Origin of the sequence: Bradyrhizobium elkanii WSM2783, assembly GCF_000472865.1 — a bacterium.
Classification (GTDB): Bacteria; Pseudomonadota; Alphaproteobacteria; order Rhizobiales; family Xanthobacteraceae; genus Bradyrhizobium; species Bradyrhizobium elkanii_A.
This window is the reverse complement of the sequence record NZ_AXAP01000069.1, coordinates 20,617-42,393: the sequence shown is the minus strand read 5'-3', so window position 1 is coordinate 42,393 and position 21,777 is coordinate 20,617. Positions and strand designations below refer to the sequence as shown.

Genomic DNA, 21,777 nt, shown 5'->3' with positions numbered 1-21,777 from the left:
GAAAATAAAGGCATTTCTCGATCCTTTGCTGGAAGCGAGGGGCCCGCCGGAAACCCGCCGGGCCCCGATAGGCCCTAGTTTCACAGTATGTGCTGGTGAGGCTTGCCCGGTGTCCTGGGCCCCTGCGCTCCCGGCGCGCTGTACGGCTTTCCTATGGCCTTGCCCTTGAGAGACGACCTTGCGCCGCCGCTCCCGGTGTGCCGTGCCTGCCGTCCCGTGAGGTCGAGGTGACGCGGTCGCGGGGCGCGCTGCTCTCGATGTCGCTTGTCGATGTGATGGCGTTGCTGTCGATCCCGGTCGATTATCGACGGCGCTTTGTCGCGTCCTCGAAAGCGCACCACCAACCAGCGCACAAAGCACCATGCAGGTTTTCAGGCAAGTCCTGGTGCAGGTCGATCAACACTTCGACGGAAGAGATGTAGCCCTGTTGCCAAGCATCCTTCTCATCGTCGGTTCTAAATTCGTCCTGTCGCCGTTGCAGTTGAGGGTTCATCTTGGATTGTGCCCCGAGCCGCTGCCCCTGCCTGGGCTCTCGCGATGCCGCCCATCATCTCATGTGGGGAAGAGCCGCCACCGGGCGTTGGGAAACGGTGAAAGCTCTTCGTCAGTTGCAGCAAACCGACAGAAGGACGGGACCGATGCTGTATCCAATCCGTTAAGGGATTACTAACGGCACCGCCTGGTTCGGCTATGACGCTGGCGCGCTCGTCGTCTTGATGGTTGGCGATGCTGGCGCGGTCCGTGCCGTGTCCGCCGTCCTCGTCGGCTCGCGCTATTTGAGTAGGAAGCGATAGCAGAGCGGCAACCACTCCAATCCACAAGTGCAGCCGCAAAAAAACGGGGGCCGAAAGCCGATCAAGGCACTGTGAACGTTTCGACGGCGGCTGGCTCACAATCGTCGCGCAGGGTGTCGCCGTTTCAGTCAAAGATTTGGCGTGCCGCACAACTTTGTCAGTGACTGCATTAATACAGCCGTAGCTGGTTTGGAATACAGCTCAGGCCGCGAGCGGACAAGGGCCTCCATTCCTTCAACAATGTCGTGGGCCTTTATCTTCTTTTCCACAAAACAGTCGTTGTAAAACTTGGCGGTGGCCACTTGAGCCGGAACAGCGACGGTGAAAATCGCATCAACAGCTCCCGAAATGTAGATCTCCTTCAATCCAGGCGACAGTCGCGCCCACTGGTCAAAGGTGAAGACTACTGCTTGACCGCGTGCGGTTGCGGTGAGAGCCAGCAGGACAAAAATGACGCGTAGCACAGGCGTCTCCTCGCTAGGCTGAAGCTGGCTATATTGGATCAAGTTTCCTGCGAGAACAATCGATCCGAGCGCAGGGCCTCCGAGGTAAATGGATGTGCGCGCGCGATCCCGATCTCGCCTCGGATAGCGGCCCTCCGCAATCGTCGTCAGGGTCCTTCCGATAGGGGGGTATGGGTGCGGGGACCGCGCGACGGCCCGGTATGAAGATATTTGCAATTCATCATATCGCGGTAAATTATATCCTCTCCACTGCCCGCACCGGGAGATGATCGAGCGTCCGTCGTCCCGACCACATCACGCCGACATATTTGACGCTGCACCGGATGACGATGCCACGCCGTTCGAGCCAATCCGTTCTGACCTTCCTGCCGCGCACGAGGGCTTTGGCGAAGCGATGTACCAGCTTGACCTCGTCGCCGGGCTTGAATGGACCGTTATCGTTGACCTGTCTCATTCCTTGCCGTCTCGATCAGTTCACGGACTGCATCGCAGTCCTCACATTACAGTGGCGAACTTTGCTATCTAAGATGATCGCGATCGGTGGCCCAATTGAACGCAGGGAAGCGCCGGGCACCTGAAGGGGGCACGGGACCGATACGAAGGTTATGGCGTTGCGCGTGGCGCATGTGAACCTGCAAGCGCCGATTTTCGTCGCATTGAGGGCGAATTTCGTCGATCAATTGCCGGATCTCGTTGCCGACAAAATCGTGATGCCGCGCTTGGACGCTTCGTAAAGCGGGTCCAGCTCTTCGGAAGTCATGAAGGTCATTGGAGTGGCCGCGCGTTGTTGTATTCGAGGTCGCTGATTGCGTCGGCGATGTTGCCCGAGATTACCGCTCGTAAGATCCGGATGTGGCAATCGTTGAAGGAGGGCTCGGTGCCGTCCGGCAACCTCGCGGTTTCGACCATCTGCAGGGCAGCAGTGTCGTGAAGCGCCATCAGCACTATGATTGTCAACCGCAGCGCCTGCTCGTCGTCGTCCAACATCCGGGTGACCGAGGTAATCGCTTCGTTCGCGCGGTCTGCCGCGAGCAAACACAACTGCTCATGCTCACGGGGTGAAAGCATGGTTATTCCTTTCGTCTCTCTTTGGTGGGTCAGCTTTACTGTCTGAGTTGTGTGCATTGCAGCGCCACCGCACCAGTCGGCTCGCAGGATCGTGTTCGCGACCGAACCATTGTAGGGATCTGGTCCATGCAATCGGTTGCGGCCACCAAACTTGGCGCGGTTCACATCCCCGTCTCCACGATCTTCTCGCCGTCCATCGCCGCTCGCAGCATCCGAAACAGCCCGAAGATCTCCATGCTGTGGCGGATGATGTCGAGCGTGCGATCCCTACCGACGATGCGACCGCGTTCTCCTGTCCCAAGACTAGGACACCAGCTCAATCGGAGGGTCCGAAGCACATGTCCGATCGTCCAAATCTCGCATTCTGGCACGATGATGGGGCTTAGCCCCGGCACAGTGCGGGTCGCACGCCGCTCACTTGCGCTGCTGCTTGATCGCCCACAGCCGGTAGGCTTCGTCCTCGGAGGGATCATCAGCGATCGGCGGCGGGATCAGCTTCACCTGCCGCCCTCAGGGCATTAAAAACTACCGGCTGAACCGGAGCGTTTATAGTTTAAAAAAGACAGGAGAACCCATGACCGCTGTTCAGTATTCGCTCCTTGTTTCCATAATCTTTGCCCTCGTCGCCATCCTGCAAATCGTTCGAGCCGTCACCGGGTTGCCAGTTACTGTCGGACAAACTTCAATTCCAGTATGGGCAAGTTGGATTGCCTGCGCTGTCGCAGTAGTCTTGGCATGGCTTGGATATTCAGCGTCTCGTAGCCAGGCACCAGGTTTAGATCCCGATCGCGGCTGCGGTGAACCGGCGCGTTGCACTGGAGGCGACAACCATATTCTAATCGGCGGCCACCATCGCCTCGCGGTCGCGGCCCGCCTCGTAAACGACTCGTCTGGCGAGATACCGGCGAACCTGTGAAGCTTGATATTTTCTTCAAACATCATGGAAGTTCTCTTCGACATACAGCCTGAGCCGTCATCGCATCGGCATCCATCCTTCCCGCCAGCCGTGATCGTCAGCAAGAAGGGTCCAGCCCCCTTCTCGGGACCTCAGGTGAAAGTCACCACCAACGGCGATGATGCCGCCAGCCATAGTGGTGGCCGCGTGGTACCAACCGTAGTGGACCGCGCGTCGTGCGGCGGCAGGTGCCGTCACTGCCGACGTTGCCGTGGCGGGACGACGGGCTGTGATCGCGGTTGAAGCCGGTGCCGGGTGCTGCGTCGCCTCCATTGTGCCCGGCACGCCGTCCACCGCTATTTGTAGCGGCTTGCCTGACTCGCGCGGCCCTGCGCATCCTGCTCCCTGGCATGGGCACCAAGTCACGAGAGACCATTTACGGCGGATCGGTCCGGGCGGCGGCAGAATGCGCCATCGAGGCGCGTAAGGAAGCCGACCGGCTCGCCGTCCAGGCGTGGAACAAGCGAATGCTCGGCTTTCAGGGACCGGCGCAGCCGTCGCCGACGCTGGGCGACGCGCTCAACGCCGGATACTGCTACCTCGAAGTCCGTTGCCTTGGCTGCGACACCCACCAGACCGTGGCGCTCGACATCGTGCGGCGACCGAAGGCGACGCCGATCCATGAGCTGGAGCGCTACATGCGCTGCAAGGACTGCTCGCAGGTTCGGGGCTATCCATACAAGCGGAGCCATCTGGTGGCGCTGCGGCCGACGAAGATTTCGGCGAGCCATACGCCGTCAACGTGATGGCCGGGGGAGCGTGATTAAAATGACCTCAGCGGAGGCGGTTAAAAACGAAATCGAACGATTTTTGCGGTCACCCGAACCCGAGGTGCTGTGCATTACAGGCGCATGGGGCGTCGGGAAAACATATACTTGGCAGACTATTCTAGACCGCGTTCGGGCCAAACGAGCAACGGGCCTGTCACGCTATTCATACGTTTCGCTGTTCGGCATTAGCTCGTTAGAGGGAATGAAAACGGCCATTTTCGAAAACTTGGAATTTCTACTTCCAGAGGGCAGTACCGGACTGGAGCGCATCCTCTCCGGCGGAAACAGCATAGTAAAAGGAGGAAAACAATTGGTAGGCGCAGCCGCTGCGCTGCCAATTCCATACTTAGGTGGTGCGCTAGCCAAGGCACAACCGCTATTGTTCTCAGCGATCCGCAACCAAATCGTCTGCGTCGATGATCTCGAAAGACGCGGAGCATTACCCGTCAAAGATGTGCTCGGATTAATTTCGTACTTGCGTGAGCAACGCTCCTGCAAAGTGGTGTTACTTCTGAACCGGACGCAACTAGATGAAACCGGCCAAAAAGAATTTACTGATTTCTTCGAAAAAGTAATCGATGTCCACTTAGTCTTTACCCCTACTGCCGCTGAAGCCGTTGCCATCGCTATCGATCAAGACGACGACTTATCCAAGCTGATCCGTGAATGCTGTCAGAAACTTGAGATTTCCAATATCCGCGTCATCAAAAAAATTGAGCGACTGATCAACATGCTGAAGGACCCGGTCCTCAGCAAATTTGGACCCGAAATCACCCGGCAAGTTGTTCACTCAATGGTCATGTTCGGTTGGCGAAAACTGGACGTTGGAGCAAGTCCGCCATCGATTGCCTATCTGCAACGCAATGAGTTTGATCGATATCTCTCGAAAGAACACGGGACCGACGATAACAACGAACTGGGTGGTGACCACCAACGTTGGGATGTGATTTTGGCCCAATACGGTTGGGGCAATTTGGATGAACTCGACAACGCCCTGATGACGTTCGTTGAAAGTAGTATTCTTGACATAGAAGAGATAGCTGCCAAAGCAGTTGCCGTCGAAGCGAGTCGAAAGCAGCAGAACCGGATGGTTGCCTTTGAACAAACATGGCAACCCTTTCACGATAGCTTTGGCAATAACGAAGATGAAGTCTGCGAAAGTATCGTTGGGGGCATTCGTAACAACTTCGAGGTAGTGTCTCGTCCTAACCTCGACGCCGCAGTCTCGATCCTAACGGAGCTTGGTCGGACGGATGAGGTCGAAGCACTGATCGATTTTGCTACGACCCACGGCGGGGATGAATTTTGGACCTCTGACGATCCTTTCCACCGGCGGATAAGCGATCTCCGTATACAAAACCTTGTAGAAGAAAAGCGGAAGGCGACGAAACCGGTCTTTCAGTTCGAAAAGGATCTGTTGTCCGCCGCCCACAGCATGAATGGCGATAAGCTGGCGCAACTCGCCGCCGTTCCGATTGAACGCTACCAACATTTATTCGAAAACAGCACGGGAATTGAGCTGCACAACTACATCTATGCTGCGTTCGAGTATCGTAAGATTGAGAACGCAACTGACGACATGAAAAAGGTTATCTCGAATGCCGAAGATGCCCTTAGGCGGATTGCAAGGAAGTCGAAGCTCAACGAAATTCGCGTGAGGAAGTACGAGATACCACTTGGTACACCGGACGACGACCCGGACGACACCAAACAATGACAATTTCTCAATGTGCAATCTCTACAGCATCACCACCAACCAAGCCGCGATTATCAACCTGTTTCGGGTGATCAACCGCTATGTTGGCAATCTGGCCCCGATGCCCGGCGTGTTTCCCGACTATCCCGCTCCCGTGATCCGTAACACCGAAGCCGGAAGTGAGATGGTGCTGATGCGCTGGGGCATGCCGCCGCCACCGCGCACGGGCGGGCCGCCGGTCACCAACATCCGCAACACCAGTTGCGCCGCACTGGCGCGGCTGGCTCAAGCCGGAAAACCGCTGGCCGGGCCTGAAACGGCTAAGCGGTTCCTGCGCTCCGAGGGATCGTCTGTGGCGAAAGATTGGGAACGAAAGCTCGCGCCACGATTTTAAGGCATGAGACCGCCGCTCGCCGTTAAATTCGACGGCGCACGTCGCGGATAGCCAAAGGCACCTCGCCCGCTGTTCTACAGCGCTTGCGACTGATAGCCAAAGGCGGCGGTCTCGGCATCTAGACCAAGGGACGGCGGTCGAAGGCAGTCCTTCCTCGTCGGGGGTTTCCACCGGAACAAAGAGGTTCCGCTATGCGAAACCAGGTAGATATCGATCAGGCGACCAGCCGCGCCATTGTTCGAGAGATCGGCGAGAGATTGCGTGCGTCGCTTAAACCAGAGCCGGAATTGCCGCCGAGCGTTAGAACGCAAATCAACCGGCTCCAGGAACTGGAAAGTCAATCACCATGGATGGGTCCAGCGGCCGAGCATGAGGACAAGCCGCGCCGCTAAGCCGCGTGGGACAGCACCAACGGCTCGGCGGAACAGGGGCGAGCAGTGCCATCGGCTAAAGTTCGTGCGTCAAAAATTTTGAACGAGTTCGGTGAGGCACAATCCGAACTGATGGGCATCGCTGTCGTCCTTACCAACGGGAAGGCAGGTACGGTCGAGAACGTTTGGCTGGACGAGTTGCACGGGCTGCGGATTTCGATCAAAGGTCATGATGGGAAATGGCCGGTCTCAACCATCAAGTTCCCGGAGGACTAGTTCCTTGCATCCGGCCGCGCGCTGCCACACCGCGCGTTCCTTTCAGAACATTCCGATCAGGATGAAGACGCCGACCTCGATCAGGAACGTCGCCGACATGATGGCGACGGTCAGGAACACATCGCCCGCTGAGAAAGGGTTCATGCTGCCTCGCATCTCGCGAAGCCCCCGTCATGAAATGCACATGGGTTAGAGAAAGTTTCGGTTCCAGACGCGCGAAATGCGAGCGCGCCGGCCTCATCGCATTTCGAGTTCTTTGATCGCCAGAGCCGAAATTTGTGCGGGGTCCTTGATGCCGGATTGCGCAATCTTGATGATCTTCTGCGCGATCATTTCCGTTAAAGGGTCGTCGCGATCTTTGACGCAGAGGATACGCAGCGCTTGCTCGTATGCCGCTGTCACGCGGCTAACCTCTTTCGGCCCTAGGGCGGAGTGCTGCAATAGTCGATAAATAGCCACTTGTCACCGCCCCAACCCATGCCGGTGAGCAAGGAAATCATAGTACGGGAACCTTGTACACGGTCGGAGAACTACGGGCGCTTGGGAGCCAGGCGAGAGTGGTTCCCACCCGGCCGCCATGGCTACTGCGTCCGTTCGCGCGCGGCAGTGCCACTTTCGTCCTTGCTGGAAAGAGACAAGTCCTCGACCTGCTCGTTGAGGTCGGCGGCCTTCTCGACCAACGCGGCTGCCAGGTTGGGGTCGGACGTCGATTTTGCAAAGCGGAGCAGCGTTGCCGCCGCTTCGCGCGTATACTTGCCTCTCACGATCCACATATCCGCGCTTCTCCCCAGCGCACTTATGACGCCTGACAAGGTCATTCGTTCCACAGCAATAACTTGGAACGATCGGGTGGGGCGGCCGTTCGCCCTCTGCGTCTGTTGGGACGCCCGTAGGAAGGCAGCCCTTGCCCCTCTCTCAGAGGCGGGGCTGCTTTCAATTGGAGTGCCTGGATGTAGACCCCCGTTACGGCCTTTGCGCCTCCGTCAGAGCGCCCTCTGCCATGGCGCAGCCGTGAAAACCGAATACGGTCCTGGACGGCCATTCTGACAGGTCGGCCCGATACAACGCACTAGACAGCCTCTCTGATCGGCACGCAGGCCGTGAGCCGGATTTTTCCCGCATCGGTAAACCGGAAATGCGTCCGCATGCGCTTGCCGTCATATCCGCGATAGTCGAGCGAGACACCGTCCCCCTCCGGCATCAACGCGTCGATCCCGAAAGCCTCGGCTGCGGATGCCGCGAGCCTTTGACCCCAGTACCACTTCATCGCGGCTCGGCCTTGAAAGCGCCCACCCTCGCAGCATTCGACCGTAGCCGCCTCATCATAGAGGTCTAGCAAATCATCCAACCGACCCTGCTTACAGGCGTCGATCCAATCGACAACAATACCGATCGCATCGAAGCCCTCGCGAACGTTCGACATGTTGCACCTCCTCGTTGACGCTTCCGGCGGAGATGAGTAGGGGCTCTGGCCTGAATGGACTGTGAACCGCCCAAATTCTGCCGAGAATTTTTCAAGTTCCGGCAACCATTAGTCTCCTCGCGCGTCTTGCTCACGCAAGGAGCGCGCAATGACCGACGACGAGCAACAGCGGGAACTTGAAGAGCGGGTGATGCGCTACCGCATGATGGAACGCGAAGTCACCGACCCCCTCGCAATCCGTCTCTTGCAAGACATCGTTGCAGAAATGGAAGCGGACCTACGGTCGGACGAGTAGCTTCGGGATCAGACGAACGTCGGCAGCAATCAGAACGCAAGCAGCCAGCAGCGCTGTCCCTTTCCGCATTGCGCCAAAATAAGCCCCCCGGGAAGCTGCCTTCCCGGAGGCTTATTTGGATCGTTCCGATTGGTACATCCGCAATCGGACTGACCCCATACTTTCTTAAATCATTTCCGCCTGATCGTGGATTACGTGAGGCAACAGCGTGCCATTGTTGTGATGACATTTGCCTCAAAATTCCGAGCCGACAACTCTCGCTTGCGCCAGTCGGCGCGGCGCCGATGTTCGGCCGCCATCGCTTTGCGCACCTGCACGTCAGATATCAGTCTGTCGATCTCCGCGCCGTCCAGCGTCCGCTTGATCCGCAACACAATGGACAACGCCAACACGACATCACCGTGAGGCAGCAATAGATCACGTGCTGCAACATCGCAGTGAGTGATGAATGTCTCGACCGCTTCCTCGCTGGTACAGAACAGCATGGTCAACTCGCGAGCCTGGCGAAGATCGTCGGCGGGCGCGACAGGCTCTCCGTCCAGCAGCATGCGTTCAGCAGCTCGACCGGCCATAAGCTCGATGCACTGAGCATAGACATTCCCGAAGACGTCGGCGACAGAGGTGCGATCCTCGCCTGCCTGCGGCATAAGCGGCGCAAGCGCCTCGCGAACGTCTGCAGCGTCGCCGCGACCTTCGGCGAACGCTTCCTTGTGCGAAGCCCCCCAGCAGAGACCTTCATATCCGCTTCCTGGGTTGACCGTTACGCCGTCGACCGGATGACCGAGCAGTCGGGCGCAGATCGCGTGCGCGGCCTCGTGAATGCTGATCCGCATATCGTCATCCGCCGAGCGGCCGATCGCGGCGAGCAATTGGTCGTATTCGCCGTGCTCTTCTTCAAAATGATCGCTCATCATGAACCTCCCAGCGGCCAGCTCACCTGGAGACGGAATGAGCTGGCCGCGTTCTGACGAACCACGCCCCCAGGTAAGAGGTCCGCAACCCAGCCGGTGGACGTTGAGTTCGCCATCATTCATTCTCGCACTTTCGCGCGCCTGAAACGCGCTTGACGCGCAAGACGAACCTTCTCCGCAAGATCATACTCGTGCTGCCGCACGAGCATGCGCGCGCGAATGCGATCAATGGCGCTGCGGCGGCCAATCGGTGGCATCGCATCGAGGATCATTTCCGCAACGGCACGGGGCGCACGACCGTTGTTGGTCGGACCGGCGATCCAACCATCCAGCCGATGGTCGATCCGATGCGGCTCCCAACCGGGCGGTCCTTTGCTCATCGCTAAAAGTCCGGCCCAGCGACCTTGATCGTGCGGCTCTCCGAGCTGCGGTCGATCACGGTGAAGTTGCCAACCGGCTCACTCGCCAACTCCTCGTTACGGGACGGACTGGTCTCATCGTCCAAATCAACAACATCAGGCGAGCGCGGATCGACGGCAAAACCACCGCGCGCACCCCTCAACTTGGCGCGGCGAGGATCGCTCACCGGGACCGCAACGTTACGACGCAACGCGCGCTGTGCGGTCTGCACCGGCATCTCGGCGTCGTCGTACTGCCTCGCAATCCGCACCGCGCCTTCGTGGTCGCGGAACTTCGCGGACCGCATCATGAAGACCTCTTGGGTGGCAGGGCGCGGCTCGACCACCGCGACCGCCGCAGGCTCGCGTTGATCGCGGGGGATCGTCGCCCCGCCGGTCTTGATCCGCTCCGGCATCATCCTCAACTCAGCCAACGCGAAGTTCGCCGCAATTTCCACCTGACCCATGCCGTTGATGATGAAGCTCGCCATCTGAGCGCTTTCGAAATGCCAGTGTCCGATTTCGGACAGCGCATCGGCGAGAACTCGCGACTGCTCAAGGTACTTCGGCAGGGCCGCCCCGATAGCAGCTACTTGCTTCTCCAGCTTATCGGCCGCCGCTGCACGTTCAGCGCGCTCGCGTTCAGCAGCAAGCTGGGCTTCGGCTTCTGCCTTCTGTTGCGCCAGGACGCCAAGCGCTTCGTCGAGGCCCGCCAACGTGGACGCTGCCATGTCAACGGCAGCCTGCAAGTTGTCGAGAGCGCGCTGATCGTCGAGATCGCCCGACAAGTGCGCTTCCAGCCGGGCCTTGCTCGCCTTGTCCAAGGCGTCCTGTGCTACGACGCGCTTAGCGGCGAGCTGTTCACCGCGCTTCGTGAGCGAGACGATGGCAGTTTCGAGTTTGTGCATCGGAGCTTTTCGAAACGGATTTCTCATGCGGCGAGTATACGCGGGCGCAATGTGATTTGCGTAGGCTCGGCGCGTGGAGCGCTCCACATTCAGTGCAGTCTTTTGTGGTGTGCTCCACATTTTTGTGAATTTTTGGCTGCTGGCGCGCGGTGAAGTTATTGTCGGCGTGTCCTAACAGGCTGCGTCCGCTTTCCTCTTGAAAGCTGGCATTCCAGCCGCCTACCGGCATTTCCGCAATGGGCCAGAAGCGGGCATGGATGCAAGCGCCGGAGGTCGCGGGGCGCGCCACTCCTAACATGCGAACAGCGCGCCCGGGGTCTTTGTGAACCTTATTGAGCAGCGCGGCTCTCTAATTTTTTCTCCATCTCTTGCTTTAGGGCTTCGAGATTGAAGCTCGCGCCCTTTTGCATAGGCGGGAACTCGAGCAAGGTTTGTGCTGTCTCTGCCACCTTGTCCTTGACAAAAACGAACCGCCAAAACTCGTAAGCATACCAATTGTAGTAGTTGATCGATTGGTTCAGGCCTGTCCGCTCGAACGGGTCCAGCCGAAGATTAACGAGGATCGGCCAATCCGGCTTGACGGTGCCGCCAAACCAGCCGCTCGGCTGATCGATGAACCGATATTTGAAGTCATCGATGCGGACCGCGCCGAGCGTCGTTTCGGCAAAGTAAAATATCTCGTGGCGCTTCGAAGCCCCCTTGCCGGTGATCAACTCCGTCTGGTCATAGCCGTCGAGGTGAACCTTGTACGTCCGGTCCCCGATTTGTTTGCCTCTCTTCAATTCATCGACAATGTTCGGGTTGCCAGCGGCTGCCACGAACGTCGGGAACCAGTCGAGGCCGGATATCAAGCCATTCTCGACATTGCCACCCGGTATCCTGCCGGGCCAGCGAATGATCATCGGTGCGCGGAAGCCACCCTCCATAACCGTTCCCTTGGCTCCAGCAAACGGGGTCTGGCCCCCGTCCGGCCAAGTGAAGTTCTCCGCCCCGTTGTCAGTCGAGAAGGCGAGGATGGTATTGTCCGCAAGGCCGTTGTCGCGCAGATACTTGATCACCGATCCGACGATGTCGTCGAGTTGTGCCATCCCCGCCTCAGAAATCGACCAGCCGTTTTTGGGCGTGCGCATTTTCTCGTACTTATCCGACAGGTGAGTTACCACGTGCATGCGGGTTGGATTTAGCCAGAGGAAGAAGGGTTTGTTGTCCTGCCTTGCCTTGTCGAGGAACTTGAGCGCGTTCGCCAATATCTCGTCGTCAACGGTCTCCATGCGTCTTGGGCAGAGTTCTCCCGCGTCTTCGATTTTCTGCTTGCCGACCCGGCCCCACCGTGGCTCGACCGAGGCATCATCGACGTTGGTCGCGTATGAGTGAAGCATGTTACGCGGCCCCACCGTGGCTTTTAGTTGCGGCGGGTAGTTGACGTGGCAGGGATCTTCCATCGCATCGAGATGATAGAGATACCCGTAAAACTCGTCGAACCCGTGCACGGTCGGCAGGAACCTATTTAGGTCGCCTAAGTGATTTTTGCCGAACTGGCCCGTCGCATAACCCATGGACTTAAGTACAGTGGCTATCGTCGGCGCTTCGTCCGGCATGCCTTGGGGCGAGCCTGCCTGACCGACAGTGGTCAGCCCCGTGCGGAAAGGTAGCTCTCCGGTGATGAAATTTGCCCGACCTGCCGTGCAACTTGCCTCGGCATAGTAGTCCGTAAACATCATTCCTTCTGACGCCAACTGATCGAGGTTTGGCGTCCGGCTCGCCATGAGGCCGCGATGATAGGCACTGATGTTAGCCCAACCAATGTCATCGCCCATGATGAACACGATATTGGGCCGCTGCTGTTGTGCGGTTGCTGGCCCGCAGCAAAGGGCCGCCGCAAAGCCAGAAATGAACAATAGAATTGCTGATCTGATGCTAGGTCTCATAGTCATCTCCAGCTAATCCGAACTCAAGGTAGGTGGGTGGAAAAATGTTGCCGCAAAATTCAACCTCGCAGTCACCGTCATCGTTGATCTAGATCAAAGCGTAGGCGGTGCCGTACCATCTGGCGAACCTCCTGTGGGAGCCCTCGTGTTCAGAGGCAATGAGGGCTGAGCCCGATGTCGGCTTGGGGTCAAAAGCGGCGGTCGAGGCGCACACTCAGCAACGTCCGGTCTATGGCTGACTGCCGACTTCGCAACAGCACTGCTGTTATTTGGCTTTGGCCGATCGCTACTCTGGCTGCCGCCCCCCAACTTCCCGGTCTACCCTGGAACCGGGCAAATGCCGAGCTGGCCGCGATGTCTGGGATGGGCCGATACATGATTACCACACAAGACGCCTCTCTCGCTTTCGTTAAAGTATGGCTCCCTCTGGAACGGCCTACTAGGCCCGCCGTTATCGTGCATCTTCACAAGCAAGGATTACGATAATGGATCGCGAACATGTAAAAGGTGCTGCTGACAAAGCAAAGGGCGCAGTTAAGGAAGGCGCCGGTAAGCTCACTGGCGATAAGAGCATGGAAGCCGAAGGCAAGATGGATAAGGCCAAGGGCTCCGCGCATAAGGTCGCAGGCGACGTGAAAGATGCAGCCCGCGATGCGGCTGATGCTGCAAAGAAGTGAGCAACAGGACGACCAAGAACTAGCCGCCTACGGGCGGCTTTTCTCTGCTAGGCCATGACGGAGCACCTGTTGTGAGCCTCAGTGGCGACAATTTATCGCGCTTTAGCGGTCTCATCTTCGGCAGCTAACCGCCCGCATAGGGCGTCGCTGCATGCAGGTGACCCCGCTCTCAGCCGCCCGCAAGCTCTTTCGCGTCGGGGCACAATTCCTGCGGCCCAGACCAGATGGACCAATATTCTCGCAGTCGGTTCTCTGCCTTTACACGTGCGGGCAGCCCGCCGCGATGCCTTGCGAGGTACGCGAACAGCCGTGCTGTATCAATGATCCACACGTTTGCGCGCTTTTCGGCAATAGGGTGACGCATCCGCGCGGCATGGTCGATCCAGTAATAAATCGCCTGATCGGTAACGTCACACACAGTGGCCGCCTGCGCCACGGTCAGAAACAAGCCCTCACGCAGATCGTCCATCGCGCCGCCAGCCCGACCGAGCCGACGCACGCGGTCGGCAAGTCGCGCTACGTCCGCGGACAGCCGGTCAAGTTCGGCGGCGAGCGCCTTCTGTTCGTCGGTCATTATCCCGTCCCCTTTGCCAGGATGGACCAGCACTCATCCAGCGTCCATTCACACGGCTTCTCAAAGTTGCGCATTGCGAGCCGGAAGTGTTGGTCGCAACGCAAGGCGGCCCGCAGCTCGTCCTCGCGACGCGCCCGCGCATCGGCCCGCATGGCGGTGTCCAGCTCAACCAGTACCGCCATCAGCTGGCGCGCCTCCCGGCGCCGAGCTTCCAGGTCCGGCAAGCCATCAAGGCCCTTGCAGCCGATATCGAACCGTTCAAAGAGAGCCTCCATGGCACTCTGAGCAGGCGCAACGGCACCACTATTGCGCCCGAGGTGCCGATCAACAGCCTCGATGATCGTCTTCATCCGCCAACGCGGCTGCTTCTTTTCGTAGCCATCCGGCGCGACATGACGCAAGGCGCGCCGGACCGTTTGGCGGTCAACTTCCAGCATGTCAGCGGCGCCGAACGCGGAAATCAGTTTCACTTCGAACTCCATCTGTCGTCGTTGTTGCCCTTGGAAATTTCTATCGCTGGTCATGCCGGGCGCGGGGGCGCGACCCCTCACCCCGGCGGGCCGCAACAAGGACCCGATACATTGCGGAAATGCTTAGGCCGCCGATTTGATCTGCTGCGGAAGCAAGTTCGTATTCATACCTGTTCTCTCCTATCCGTCTGACACTCTCGGCCCTGCGCGTGATTGCGACGATTGCCGAACCTTATCTTTCGATCACCACCTGCCTTGCTCCACCCCCACACCCCTAGAAGGGGTGGGGGTTCGGCAATGGCTTGCCTAACTCTGCCGCACCTTTGCCGAACCAAGGTTCGGCAGGTTCGGCAATCTCTCACTCGACCTTCTCAGCTACCTCGACGAACTCCTTCATCTCGCGCTTCTCCGTTTCCCGTTTGACCACCACCAGCGCGCCTGTGCCGATCCAATACTTCATGAGCTGCTTGACGGCCGCCTTGTCGGCGCGATCGTCGAGGTCGTATCCGAGCGCCTTTGCGATTGCTCGCCCAACCCACTGCTTGGCTTGAATATCAGCCCGCCAGCTGCCCGCCCGGATGGCGGTGGCAACCAGTTCAAAGTCGCGGCCGGTCAGATCCTGAGTTGCGTCGGGCCATTCCCATCTCGTCACCACGCCGATGCTATCGCCGCCGCCCACGTTAGGACCGAGCGGCCCATTGCCGAGATCGACGGACACCAGCTTGAACCAGTCGCTCTTCTCGGCAGGCGAAGCGAGGTTGTTCTTGTCAATGAAGGTACGGAAGTACAGACGATGGTTATCGACGCCAGCGTCCCTTGCCTGCTGTTCCGTCATCCGGTTGATGACCCGCACCATGCGGCAGGCATCCCCGAACGATCCACCACCGCGCGCGCTTTCGACCGTGATCTCCTGCTCGCCCTTGCGAACGTGGTGGACGAGTTCGACAGCACAGTTGGCGGCGTCAGCGACGTGCGCCCACAGTTTCGTCACGGCGTCGATGGCGTTGTTGTCGTTCTCGGTCACACGATGGCAACTGACGAACGGATCGATGATCAGAACAGCGATCGCGCGCTCCTTGAGCTGGGCGATGATGGCCTCCACGACCGGGCGGTAGATCACGACGCCATTGCGCGTGGTCTCCGCGATCACCAAGGGCTGCTCGCGGCCGCTGTCAACAAACAGGCGATCGTCGATATGCTCGGCCGTGAGATTGTAGTGCTTCGCGGCGGCCTGAAGACGGCGCGCCATCTCCTCGCGGGGGTCCTCCAAGCTCCACAGCCAGACCCGCAATGGCGGCGTCTGAATGCCGAGCAGCGCCTTGCCCGACACCATCGACAGAACTTCAGCAACCTCCAAAGCGGTTTTGCCGACGCCGCCGGGTGCGATGGTTGCGGTCGCATATTTGCGGATCAGCCGACGCCCGTAGAGGAACTCGCGCGGCGGGATTTTCTCCGGTTCTGTCCAGATGTAAGGCGTCGCGGTGATGGACGGCCGCTGCTGCATCGTGGCCGATGCCGTGCTGTTATCATCAGGGTTGGGCCTGTTCCACTTCTTGCGCGCGCCATCGATCAGCCGGTCGAGGTCACGATCATCCTTGCCGCCCTTGCAATACGATGCGCAAGTGAAGCGAACCGCATCGTCGCTCCATCCGCGACCGATCATGCTGGCAATTGCGTCGCGCATCGAGTCGTGCCATTGCCTCGCGATGCGGCTTTTCTCCAGAAGCTCAAACAGCTGATCATCCGTTCGGCGCGATCGGGCGCTGTTGAAGTCATAGCCGCTTGTCTCGCCGCCCGCTGGGCGACACAGCGCGATCAGTTCCTCGGTCGAATACTCCCGAGGTTCACGCGCGACCTGTACCGTCACGATCTCGCGGATGTAGCCGCGGACCTTCCGCTTTTCAGGGGTCGGAGTATTGAAGCTGCCTCCGAGCCGCATGATACGGATCGGATCTTTCACGTTGTCGCTGTTGAACAGATCACGCAGCGTCACATTGACGGCCTCTTGTGCCGCCGACGTGATGGCGCCATCCTTGATACGGAAATATAGATGCCGTCGGGGGTGCGGCGTGGTGCCGGTGGTCACGATGATCGCGGGCTCCAGATGCTTGTCCTTGCAGATCGCGACGATGCGCTCTTCATCACCAGCACCATCGTATTCGCACCACGCATATTGTCCGGCCAGATAGTTGCCCGCGTTGGCCCTGCCGCTTTCCGGCACCGAACCATGACGCAGCGCTGCACCGACATAGATGTTGTCGCCACAGGCGCTGCGCACCTCGACAAAATCGACGATGGTCTTCAGGTCGAATGCCGAGAACCATCGAGATTTGGTGAAGTCACCGGGCGGCCCATAGATGATCTCAACCTGCGCATCAGGCCAGCGATGCACAAATCCGGCCGGAAACAGCGCATGCAGATGCGTGCTGATGGCGGTGACATCGGGCTTGAGCGCTTGGTCGCCGGTCTCCGCTTGCGCGTTTGGATCGCCAGCGCTAAAAGAACCATGCATTGATAGTCTTTCCGAAAATCGAAAGCCCGGCGACGCGACAACGTGCCGGGCTTTTGCCTACGTTATGCGTGGACCGGGCCGAGCGACTCGTCGTTCGAGCCGATAAGAGCCGGACGGCGAGCGATCGCCTCGGCGACGTGACCCTCGATTTCGTCCGCGAGCGAACCGACGCGACCGGGGCTGATCTGCACACGGCGAGGAAACCTGCCAGCGGCTTCGAGGCGGTCGATCTGGCGGCGGCCGAGCCGGATGCCGTGAGCTGCGAGTTCGGGGAAGGTAAGTAATTTCGGCATGGCGTCATCCTTTGACGGGGGATGACGCGACCATGCCGGGCAAAGCGCGACGCCTCGAATGTACGTCTGATCCCGTCTTGAGCGCCGAAAGCTCAAGAAGTCCGCTTGCCCCAAGGCTTTCTGAGCTTTTCAAGCTCCTCGGCAGACAGACCCATCTCGGTCTCTTTTTTCCGCAACCGGGATAGCGTGAGGACCTTGGTTCCGAACTCCCGGTCGATGTCCTTGGCAAACGCGATCAAGCCGTCATCGGCGAAACCGCCCTTGGGTTTGAAGGTTTCGTCGTCGTTTAGCTCGCGATAGGTAAGGCCCTTCTTGCCAGTAAGCGCGCGGTAGGCATCACGCACCCGCAGCACGAAGATGTTGGTCAGCTCGTCGGCTTCACGCCTGCTTGAGAACCCGCCTTCGGCAAGAGCGGCTTCGATCCTTGGGATGCAATCTTCGGCGCTCGGGATCACCGAGCTAAAGCTCCCGGCTCTGACCAGCTTCATGTTTCGCGTGTCGAGTGGAGAGCGACGGAAAGCAGTCGTCCCTGACCTGCCGCCGGTCACGGCTCGCTCATTGCGCCTTTCGACCGGCGGCGGCTCGCCTTTTGCGGCGCCCGGTTTGCGCAGTGGAGATACGACAAGTCGGGCCTCACCGGAAATGCCCAACCACGCTGTTTGCCATTCCTTTGCGGAGCCACCGCGGGCCACCTTCAGCAGACGCTGCAGATCGTCCTTCAACCCGCGTGTTGCCGGTACCGGCTCCGCCCGCTGCCTGATCTTGCCTTTGATCTTGAAGCCGTGATTGTCGGGGCGTCCGCGCAAGAGCTGAAAGGCGGTGAAGATTTTGCGCGCATGCTCGATGACGAGCTGAGTGTCAGCCGGGTTGATCTGCGACAGCAGGTTGATCAGAAAATCCAGTTCGGGCAGGACCAGCTCGCCAATAATTGGGTTGTGAACCCGTACGTCAGCAGACCGGCCCTTCATCTGTGAGCTACCCAACACACGTCAGCCCGATGCGCAGAACGCCATAGTCGGACGGCGCGATCAAGGTTTCACAAGCAGAAACTTGAAAAATTTTTTTGCGCGCGGTCGGCGGTGACAATCAACCTTGGCGCGAATGCCACTCTTTTGCCGAGCCGCGCGCCGCTCTTTGCGCCCAAGACGGGATCAAACGTGCATTTCCCAGCCCGAGATCCTTCAGGTTAAGAGCCGTGTTGTTCCAATGTGTTTCGGCGAGTTGCCCGGCATTCCAAATTTGTGGTCAGCGCCGACACACGCCGAGACGCATGATCGAGAGGCATGATGAGGGGGTCACGATGATCGCAGCAAAAGGCGCGGAAGCCGAAACGGACGACGGCGCAGCAGCGGTCAGCGCGGGCGGCGGCGGGGAGAAATCCGGGCCTCGGCGCATGCTGACTGAAAAGCAGGTGTTGGAGATCATCCCGGTCGGCCGCACGACGCTGTACCGGATGGAGAAGGCGGGCCGGTTTCCGAGGTCGACGTACATTTCCGCGAATAGGCGCATCTGGTTCGAGGACGAGATCATCGGGTGGCAGAACGAAGTCAATGGTCGGGGCCGTGGCCGCCGAAACCATTCCGGCGGCTAAGCAGCGCGCATCGCTGATGCGTTATTCTGGAGCCCGACGCTACCAGACACCGGGCAACACGCCGAACGCATCGGCGACCAAACAGCGAGTTTCAGGGGGCAAAAGAGAGAAAGCCCGGCCAGCGATGTGCTGACCGGGCTGCTCAAATCGGCCATGGTGGCCGATTTGAGCCCTGATCAGGCTGCGAGCCGCAGCTTGTCCTGAGCGATGGTCTTCGGCGCAGGCTCGCCGATGATGCGCCGCAGCTCGGCTGCGATGCCATCGAGCACCGCACGCTTCTGCTGCATGCGTTTCGATTGGTTGTAGATGCCGGTGACCCGGTTGATCTTCTCGCCGTCATCCTTGATCACGGCATGATCGAGGCACTTCGCAATCGCCGCTTCCGAGTATCCTAGTTCACCTGCCAGCGTCGCAGCGGTGCGGCGCAGATCGTGCGGCGTGAACGGCTTCAGGCCCAAAAGCTCGCAGAGACCCGGCGTCTTGGTCTTGCCCTTGCACTTCTCGTGCTTGGTGCCGCGAAGCGCGACGCCCATGGCCGTTCGGTGGAGCGGCTGGCCCTTGTAGACCGGGCTCTCAAACACGAACTGCTGGTCCTCATCCTCCAGCGCCTCCCGGATGATCTCGATCGCCAGAGCGCTCAGCGGCTGCTCGATCACGCGGCGCTTCTTGACCCGCTTGGCCGGGACGCGGAAGCAGGCCGCGTCGCCGTCGAAGTCAAGTAGTTCCGAGCGGTGCGCGGCCAGCAGTTCGCCCGAGCGCAACATGGTGACCAACTCGAATTTGAGCGCCAGCCGCGTCCTACGATCCCAAGGCAGATCGTCGCGATCGAGGCCGTGCCAGAAGACCCTGATCTCGTCCTCAGACAGGACCCGCGTGCGCGGATGCTCGGCATCAAGCTTCGGCAGGTTGGCGCAAGGGCTGGCGGTCACAAATTCGCGGCCCGCTTCCGCTGCCCAATTGAACAGGCCCGTGGCCGCGCGGCGCATGTGGCGGGCGTTGCTGACCGACGCCTTGCTGCCCGGATACCGGCCAGCGACGATATCATCCGAGAGCGTCGCGATGTCGCGCTTGGTGACCGTGCTCGCGGCCATCCTGCCGAGGCGCGGGCTGATAAACCGCCGCAGATGGCTCTCGACGTTGCTCCATGTTTCGACGCGGGGCCGCATCTCGCCATCGGCCTTGAGGACCGGCGTCTTCATCCATGCAACCCGCTCGGCGATGATCTCGTCAACCGTCTTGCCTTGCGCGGCCTTGTCGGCCTGTTTCTGCGAAAGCAGCGCGACAAGCTCGGCTGGGTCCATCGCCTTCATTGCGTAGACCTTGCTGCGGGCGGCATCGACCCCGAAGGTCTGCGGGTTATATTCGCCGATCTTGAGCGAGCACTGCTTGCCGGTCATCGGATGGGTGAATTTGAAGTTGAAGGCCGTCATGCCAGACGCGGTGCGGCTGATGTAGAAGCCTGGGCATTTGCGGTCGTACAACTTGTCCCGCTTGGTGACCCGCTTCTCGCACATGCGGTCGGTGAGGATGACTGCGGAATTGCGCCCGCGCTTGGCGGGCTCGGTCGTCGTGCTAGTATCCATTGCGGTTTCAGGCTCCTGAAGGGTTTGGGACCACGGGCTCGGCCTTGGGCCTCTCAGTCCTTGGAGGGTCGAGAGAGGCTTAGGGCCGGGCCCTAGATTTGGCGAAACGCGCCGAAACGTCCTGCTACAGGGTAGCCAAGAAGTGCTTGTTTTAAAGAGTTTTCTTGGTTTCGGCGTGTTTCACCGAATGCCAAAATATAGCCCACACGACTTCGCCGTCCGCGTTGCATGCGCTCGTCAGTCGCACGCATCGCGTCCACCGCATCTCACCGCAACGTTCGTGACGATCGCGACCCGCCCCTCATTCGCGTGAGACGCGCGGAGTCATAGTGCTGATTTGCCCGACGGCGGAAGCGGAATGTTTTTTGTGCGAGGGCTGGACAGCGCAAATCAGGTTGAAATCGCTGGCGAATTTTTCTCCGCCGTCATTCCGGGGCGATGCGAAGCATCGAGCTATGATGTGCAATTGCACATCAGAGAATCCATTTCGCCGCCTGCGCAAGTGGACGAATGGATTCCGGGTTCGCGCTGCGCGCGCCCCGGAATGACGGAGAGTGAGGAGCCTGCGGCCCATCCCTCGAGACGCCGCTTCACGCGGCTTCTCGGGATGAGGGGGGCGCTTGTGCAATCAATAACAGCGGGAGGCGGCGATGGTGTGGAGCTTGGTGTCGCCGAGGAGGTGGGCGGTGAAGGCCGGCGTGCCGAAGAGTTTTGCGAAGGCGGCGTCGCGGATGCTGAGGCCGCCGGCGTAGGCGCCGAAGGCTGGCATCACGGCGCGCTCGCCATCGCTGGCGAAGCAGCGGCGTTCGACCGCGCGGCCGCGGGTCGAGACGCGGGCCTTGGGATGCAGATGGCCAGCGATCTCGCCGATGGCGCCGGTCGGCTCATGGCGGAATCTGATGCGGCCGATCGCGACTTCAGTGGCAACCATGCCGCCGAGATCGGACGGCAGGGCCGGATCGTGATTACCCGAAATCCAGATCCAGTCGCGCCGTGCCTGCAGCGCGGTGATGGCGTCGCGATCCTGCGCGCTCATCCGCTCGTGCGCACGCCGATCATGAAAGCTGTCGCCGAGCGCGATCACCATGCGCGGGTCATGACGGGCGATCACGGCGGCCAAACGACCGAGGGTCGCCGCGGTGTCGTAAGGCGGCAGCAGCACGCCGCGCGTGGCGAAGCTCGAACCTTTTTCCAGGTGCAGGTCGGAGACGACGAGCAGGCGCTGCTCTTCCCAGAACAAAGCGCCGGAGAGATCGGCGGCGAATGACACGCCGGCGATATCGACGGCGGCGGTCGTATCGACGGTGAGAGCCACTTGCTCCGTCATGGCCGGGCTCGTCCCGGCCATCCACGTTCTTCCGCACGCGCCGAAGCGAAAGACGTGGATGCCCGGGACATCTGCGCGAAGACGCGCTTCGCGCTTTTG

26 protein-coding genes and 1 pseudogene are annotated in these 21,777 nt (G+C 59.8%); 10 read left to right on the top strand and 17 right to left on the bottom strand.

Features of this window, described 5'->3' with window-relative positions; all coding sequences use genetic code 11:
* Nucleotides 1-922 precede the first annotated feature (922 nt).
* Nucleotides 923-1,258 carry a hypothetical protein gene (locus YY7_RS0137475; protein ID WP_155255484.1) on the bottom strand — a complete coding sequence of 112 codons (336 nt, stop codon included), beginning with the start codon at nucleotides 1,256-1,258 and terminating at the stop codon, nucleotides 923-925.
* A 235-nt stretch (nucleotides 1,259-1,493) separates the two neighbouring features.
* Complete coding sequence (locus YY7_RS0137470; protein ID WP_028167676.1) at nucleotides 1,494-1,712, bottom strand: hypothetical protein; 219 nt, start codon at nucleotides 1,710-1,712, stop codon at nucleotides 1,494-1,496.
* Nucleotides 1,713-1,863: 151 nt separating this feature from the next.
* Between YY7_RS0137470 and YY7_RS64545 the strand changes: the two genes are divergently transcribed.
* Nucleotides 1,864-1,992: a hypothetical protein gene (locus YY7_RS64545; RefSeq protein ID WP_283807034.1), complete on the top strand. Its 129-nt coding sequence runs from the start codon at nucleotides 1,864-1,866 to the stop codon at nucleotides 1,990-1,992.
* Nucleotides 1,993-2,023: 31 nt separating this feature from the next.
* Here the strand turns inward: YY7_RS64545 and YY7_RS0137460 are convergent, their stop codons facing one another.
* Both YY7_RS0137460 and YY7_RS61010 read right to left on the bottom strand, forming a co-directional pair.
* On the bottom strand, nucleotides 2,024-2,491 hold the full coding sequence (locus YY7_RS0137460) for a hypothetical protein (RefSeq protein WP_155255483.1): 468 nt from the start codon (nucleotides 2,489-2,491) through the stop codon (nucleotides 2,024-2,026).
* Entirely contained in the window at nucleotides 2,488-2,646 is a 159-nt protein-coding gene (locus YY7_RS61010; RefSeq protein WP_155255482.1) for a hypothetical protein, read from the bottom strand. The genes YY7_RS0137460 and YY7_RS61010 overlap by 4 nt, the downstream gene beginning before the upstream one ends.
* Nucleotides 2,647-2,900: 254 nt before the next feature.
* Between YY7_RS61010 and YY7_RS61005 the strand changes: the two genes are divergently transcribed.
* The 5 genes and pseudogenes from YY7_RS61005 to YY7_RS0137430 all read left to right on the top strand — a co-directional run bounded on the left by YY7_RS61005 (nucleotide 2,901) and on the right by YY7_RS0137430 (nucleotide 6,788).
* Nucleotides 2,901-3,242, top strand: coding sequence for a hypothetical protein (locus YY7_RS61005; protein WP_155255481.1), 342 nt, complete (start codon nucleotides 2,901-2,903; stop codon nucleotides 3,240-3,242).
* A 389-nt stretch (nucleotides 3,243-3,631) separates the two neighbouring features.
* Nucleotides 3,632-4,027: a hypothetical protein gene (locus tag YY7_RS0137445; protein ID WP_028167674.1), complete on the top strand. Its 396-nt coding sequence runs from the start codon at nucleotides 3,632-3,634 to the stop codon at nucleotides 4,025-4,027.
* A gap of 22 nt (nucleotides 4,028-4,049) precedes the next feature.
* Nucleotides 4,050-5,768, top strand: coding sequence for a hypothetical protein (locus YY7_RS0137440; RefSeq protein WP_028167673.1), 1,719 nt, complete (start codon nucleotides 4,050-4,052; stop codon nucleotides 5,766-5,768).
* A gap of 10 nt (nucleotides 5,769-5,778) precedes the next feature.
* Nucleotides 5,779-6,049, top strand: a pseudogene (locus YY7_RS54050) (SOS response-associated peptidase); the annotation flags it as partial.
* Nucleotides 6,050-6,578: 529 nt separating this feature from the next.
* Nucleotides 6,579-6,788: a hypothetical protein gene (locus YY7_RS0137430; RefSeq protein WP_028167672.1), complete on the top strand. Its 210-nt coding sequence runs from the start codon at nucleotides 6,579-6,581 to the stop codon at nucleotides 6,786-6,788.
* 237 nt (nucleotides 6,789-7,025) lie between these two features.
* Here YY7_RS0137430 and YY7_RS0137420 read toward each other — a convergent pair whose 3' ends face one another.
* The 3 genes from YY7_RS0137420 to YY7_RS0137410 form a co-directional block, all read right to left on the bottom strand.
* Nucleotides 7,026-7,190: a hypothetical protein gene (locus YY7_RS0137420; RefSeq protein WP_245287535.1), complete on the bottom strand. Its 165-nt coding sequence runs from the start codon at nucleotides 7,188-7,190 to the stop codon at nucleotides 7,026-7,028.
* Between the two features lie 179 nt (nucleotides 7,191-7,369).
* Nucleotides 7,370-7,561 carry a hypothetical protein gene (locus YY7_RS54045; RefSeq protein ID WP_155255480.1) on the bottom strand — a complete coding sequence of 64 codons (192 nt, stop codon included), beginning with the start codon at nucleotides 7,559-7,561 and terminating at the stop codon, nucleotides 7,370-7,372.
* 296 nt (nucleotides 7,562-7,857) lie between these two features.
* On the bottom strand, nucleotides 7,858-8,211 hold the full coding sequence (locus YY7_RS0137410) for a nuclear transport factor 2 family protein (protein WP_028167670.1): 354 nt from the start codon (nucleotides 8,209-8,211) through the stop codon (nucleotides 7,858-7,860).
* A 148-nt stretch (nucleotides 8,212-8,359) separates the two neighbouring features.
* Between YY7_RS0137410 and YY7_RS62235 the strand changes: the two genes are divergently transcribed.
* A complete protein-coding gene (locus YY7_RS62235) occupies nucleotides 8,360-8,506 on the top strand; it encodes a hypothetical protein (protein ID WP_196237384.1) in 147 nt (48 codons plus the stop codon).
* Between the two features lie 191 nt (nucleotides 8,507-8,697).
* Here YY7_RS62235 and YY7_RS0137400 read toward each other — a convergent pair whose 3' ends face one another.
* Nucleotides 8,698-9,540 (bottom strand): hypothetical protein, encoded by an 843-nt coding sequence (locus YY7_RS0137400; RefSeq protein WP_155255479.1) that lies wholly within the window; start codon nucleotides 9,538-9,540, stop codon nucleotides 8,698-8,700.
* 29 nt (nucleotides 9,541-9,569) lie between these two features.
* Here YY7_RS0137400 and YY7_RS0137395 point away from each other — a divergent pair, with 29 nt between their 5' ends.
* Nucleotides 9,570-9,803, top strand: a complete 234-nt coding sequence (locus YY7_RS0137395) for a hypothetical protein (protein ID WP_028167668.1) — start codon at nucleotides 9,570-9,572, stop codon at nucleotides 9,801-9,803.
* Here the strand turns inward: YY7_RS0137395 and YY7_RS0137390 are convergent.
* Both YY7_RS0137390 and YY7_RS0137385 read right to left on the bottom strand, forming a co-directional pair.
* Nucleotides 9,800-10,723, bottom strand: a complete 924-nt coding sequence (locus tag YY7_RS0137390) for a hypothetical protein (RefSeq protein WP_028167667.1) — start codon at nucleotides 10,721-10,723, stop codon at nucleotides 9,800-9,802. The genes YY7_RS0137395 and YY7_RS0137390 overlap by 4 nt on opposite strands.
* A 329-nt stretch (nucleotides 10,724-11,052) precedes the next feature.
* Nucleotides 11,053-12,651, bottom strand: a complete 1,599-nt coding sequence (locus YY7_RS0137385; protein WP_035691928.1) for an arylsulfatase — start codon at nucleotides 12,649-12,651, stop codon at nucleotides 11,053-11,055.
* 485 nt (nucleotides 12,652-13,136) lie between these two features.
* Here YY7_RS0137385 and YY7_RS0137380 point away from each other — a divergent pair, with 485 nt between their 5' ends.
* Nucleotides 13,137-13,328: a CsbD family protein gene (locus tag YY7_RS0137380; RefSeq protein ID WP_028167665.1), complete on the top strand. Its 192-nt coding sequence runs from the start codon at nucleotides 13,137-13,139 to the stop codon at nucleotides 13,326-13,328.
* 169 nt (nucleotides 13,329-13,497) lie between these two features.
* Here YY7_RS0137380 and YY7_RS0137375 read toward each other — a convergent pair whose 3' ends face one another.
* The 5 genes from YY7_RS0137375 to YY7_RS0137355 form a co-directional block, all read right to left on the bottom strand.
* Complete coding sequence (locus YY7_RS0137375; RefSeq protein ID WP_028167664.1) at nucleotides 13,498-13,902, bottom strand: hypothetical protein; 405 nt, start codon at nucleotides 13,900-13,902, stop codon at nucleotides 13,498-13,500.
* Nucleotides 13,902-14,372, bottom strand: a complete 471-nt coding sequence (locus YY7_RS0137370; RefSeq protein WP_155255478.1) for a hypothetical protein — start codon at nucleotides 14,370-14,372, stop codon at nucleotides 13,902-13,904. Before YY7_RS0137370 ends, YY7_RS0137375 begins: the two co-directional genes overlap by 1 nt.
* Before the next feature lie 358 nt (nucleotides 14,373-14,730).
* Complete coding sequence (locus YY7_RS57025; RefSeq protein ID WP_051397122.1) at nucleotides 14,731-16,884, bottom strand: AAA family ATPase; 2,154 nt, start codon at nucleotides 16,882-16,884, stop codon at nucleotides 14,731-14,733.
* A gap of 62 nt (nucleotides 16,885-16,946) precedes the next feature.
* Nucleotides 16,947-17,177 (bottom strand): helix-turn-helix transcriptional regulator, encoded by a 231-nt coding sequence (locus YY7_RS58980; protein WP_080664011.1) that lies wholly within the window; start codon nucleotides 17,175-17,177, stop codon nucleotides 16,947-16,949.
* Nucleotides 17,178-17,269: 92 nt separating this feature from the next.
* Complete coding sequence (locus tag YY7_RS0137355; protein ID WP_028167661.1) at nucleotides 17,270-18,145, bottom strand: hypothetical protein; 876 nt, start codon at nucleotides 18,143-18,145, stop codon at nucleotides 17,270-17,272.
* Between the two features lie 332 nt (nucleotides 18,146-18,477).
* On the opposite strand from YY7_RS0137355, the gene YY7_RS54035 reads away from it, so the two are divergent.
* Entirely contained in the window at nucleotides 18,478-18,768 is a 291-nt protein-coding gene (locus YY7_RS54035; RefSeq protein ID WP_196237383.1) for a helix-turn-helix transcriptional regulator, read from the top strand.
* 176 nt (nucleotides 18,769-18,944) lie between these two features.
* Here YY7_RS54035 and YY7_RS0137345 read toward each other — a convergent pair whose 3' ends face one another.
* A complete protein-coding gene (locus YY7_RS0137345) occupies nucleotides 18,945-20,351 on the bottom strand; it encodes a tyrosine-type recombinase/integrase (RefSeq protein WP_028167660.1) in 1,407 nt (468 codons plus the stop codon).
* Nucleotides 20,352-20,979: 628 nt separating this feature from the next.
* Nucleotides 20,980-21,678 carry a ligase-associated DNA damage response endonuclease PdeM gene (gene pdeM, locus YY7_RS0137340; RefSeq protein WP_028167659.1) on the bottom strand — a complete coding sequence of 233 codons (699 nt, stop codon included), beginning with the start codon at nucleotides 21,676-21,678 and terminating at the stop codon, nucleotides 20,980-20,982.
* Nucleotides 21,679-21,777: the final 99 nt, after the last annotated feature.

Coding starts and splice junctions, on each gene's coding strand:
- YY7_RS0137470 (WP_028167676.1), bottom strand. CDS start 1,712: ATGAGACAGGTCAACGATAACGGTCCATTCAAGCCCGGCGACGAGGTC.
- YY7_RS64545 (WP_283807034.1), top strand. CDS start 1,864: ATGGCGTTGCGCGTGGCGCATGTGAACCTGCAAGCGCCGATTTTCGTC.
- YY7_RS61005 (WP_155255481.1), top strand. CDS start 2,901: ATGACCGCTGTTCAGTATTCGCTCCTTGTTTCCATAATCTTTGCCCTC.
- YY7_RS0137445 (WP_028167674.1), top strand. CDS start 3,632: ATGGGCACCAAGTCACGAGAGACCATTTACGGCGGATCGGTCCGGGCG.
- YY7_RS0137440 (WP_028167673.1), top strand. CDS start 4,050: ATGACCTCAGCGGAGGCGGTTAAAAACGAAATCGAACGATTTTTGCGG.
- YY7_RS54045 (WP_155255480.1), bottom strand. CDS start 7,561: ATGTGGATCGTGAGAGGCAAGTATACGCGCGAAGCGGCGGCAACGCTG.
- YY7_RS0137410 (WP_028167670.1), bottom strand. CDS start 8,211: ATGTCGAACGTTCGCGAGGGCTTCGATGCGATCGGTATTGTTGTCGAT.
- YY7_RS62235 (WP_196237384.1), top strand. CDS start 8,360: ATGACCGACGACGAGCAACAGCGGGAACTTGAAGAGCGGGTGATGCGC.
- YY7_RS0137400 (WP_155255479.1), bottom strand. CDS start 9,540: ATGAATGATGGCGAACTCAACGTCCACCGGCTGGGTTGCGGACCTCTT.
- YY7_RS0137390 (WP_028167667.1), bottom strand. CDS start 10,723: ATGCACAAACTCGAAACTGCCATCGTCTCGCTCACGAAGCGCGGTGAA.
- YY7_RS0137385 (WP_035691928.1), bottom strand. CDS start 12,651: ATGAGACCTAGCATCAGATCAGCAATTCTATTGTTCATTTCTGGCTTT.
- YY7_RS0137380 (WP_028167665.1), top strand. CDS start 13,137: ATGGATCGCGAACATGTAAAAGGTGCTGCTGACAAAGCAAAGGGCGCA.
- YY7_RS0137375 (WP_028167664.1), bottom strand. CDS start 13,902: ATGACCGACGAACAGAAGGCGCTCGCCGCCGAACTTGACCGGCTGTCC.
- YY7_RS57025 (WP_051397122.1), bottom strand. CDS start 16,884: ATGCATGGTTCTTTTAGCGCTGGCGATCCAAACGCGCAAGCGGAGACC.
- YY7_RS58980 (WP_080664011.1), bottom strand. CDS start 17,177: ATGCCGAAATTACTTACCTTCCCCGAACTCGCAGCTCACGGCATCCGG.
- YY7_RS0137355 (WP_028167661.1), bottom strand. CDS start 18,145: ATGAAGGGCCGGTCTGCTGACGTACGGGTTCACAACCCAATTATTGGC.
- YY7_RS54035 (WP_196237383.1), top strand. CDS start 18,478: ATGATCGCAGCAAAAGGCGCGGAAGCCGAAACGGACGACGGCGCAGCA.
- YY7_RS0137345 (WP_028167660.1), bottom strand. CDS start 20,351: ATGGATACTAGCACGACGACCGAGCCCGCCAAGCGCGGGCGCAATTCC.
- pdeM (WP_028167659.1), bottom strand. CDS start 21,678: ATGACGGAGCAAGTGGCTCTCACCGTCGATACGACCGCCGCCGTCGAT.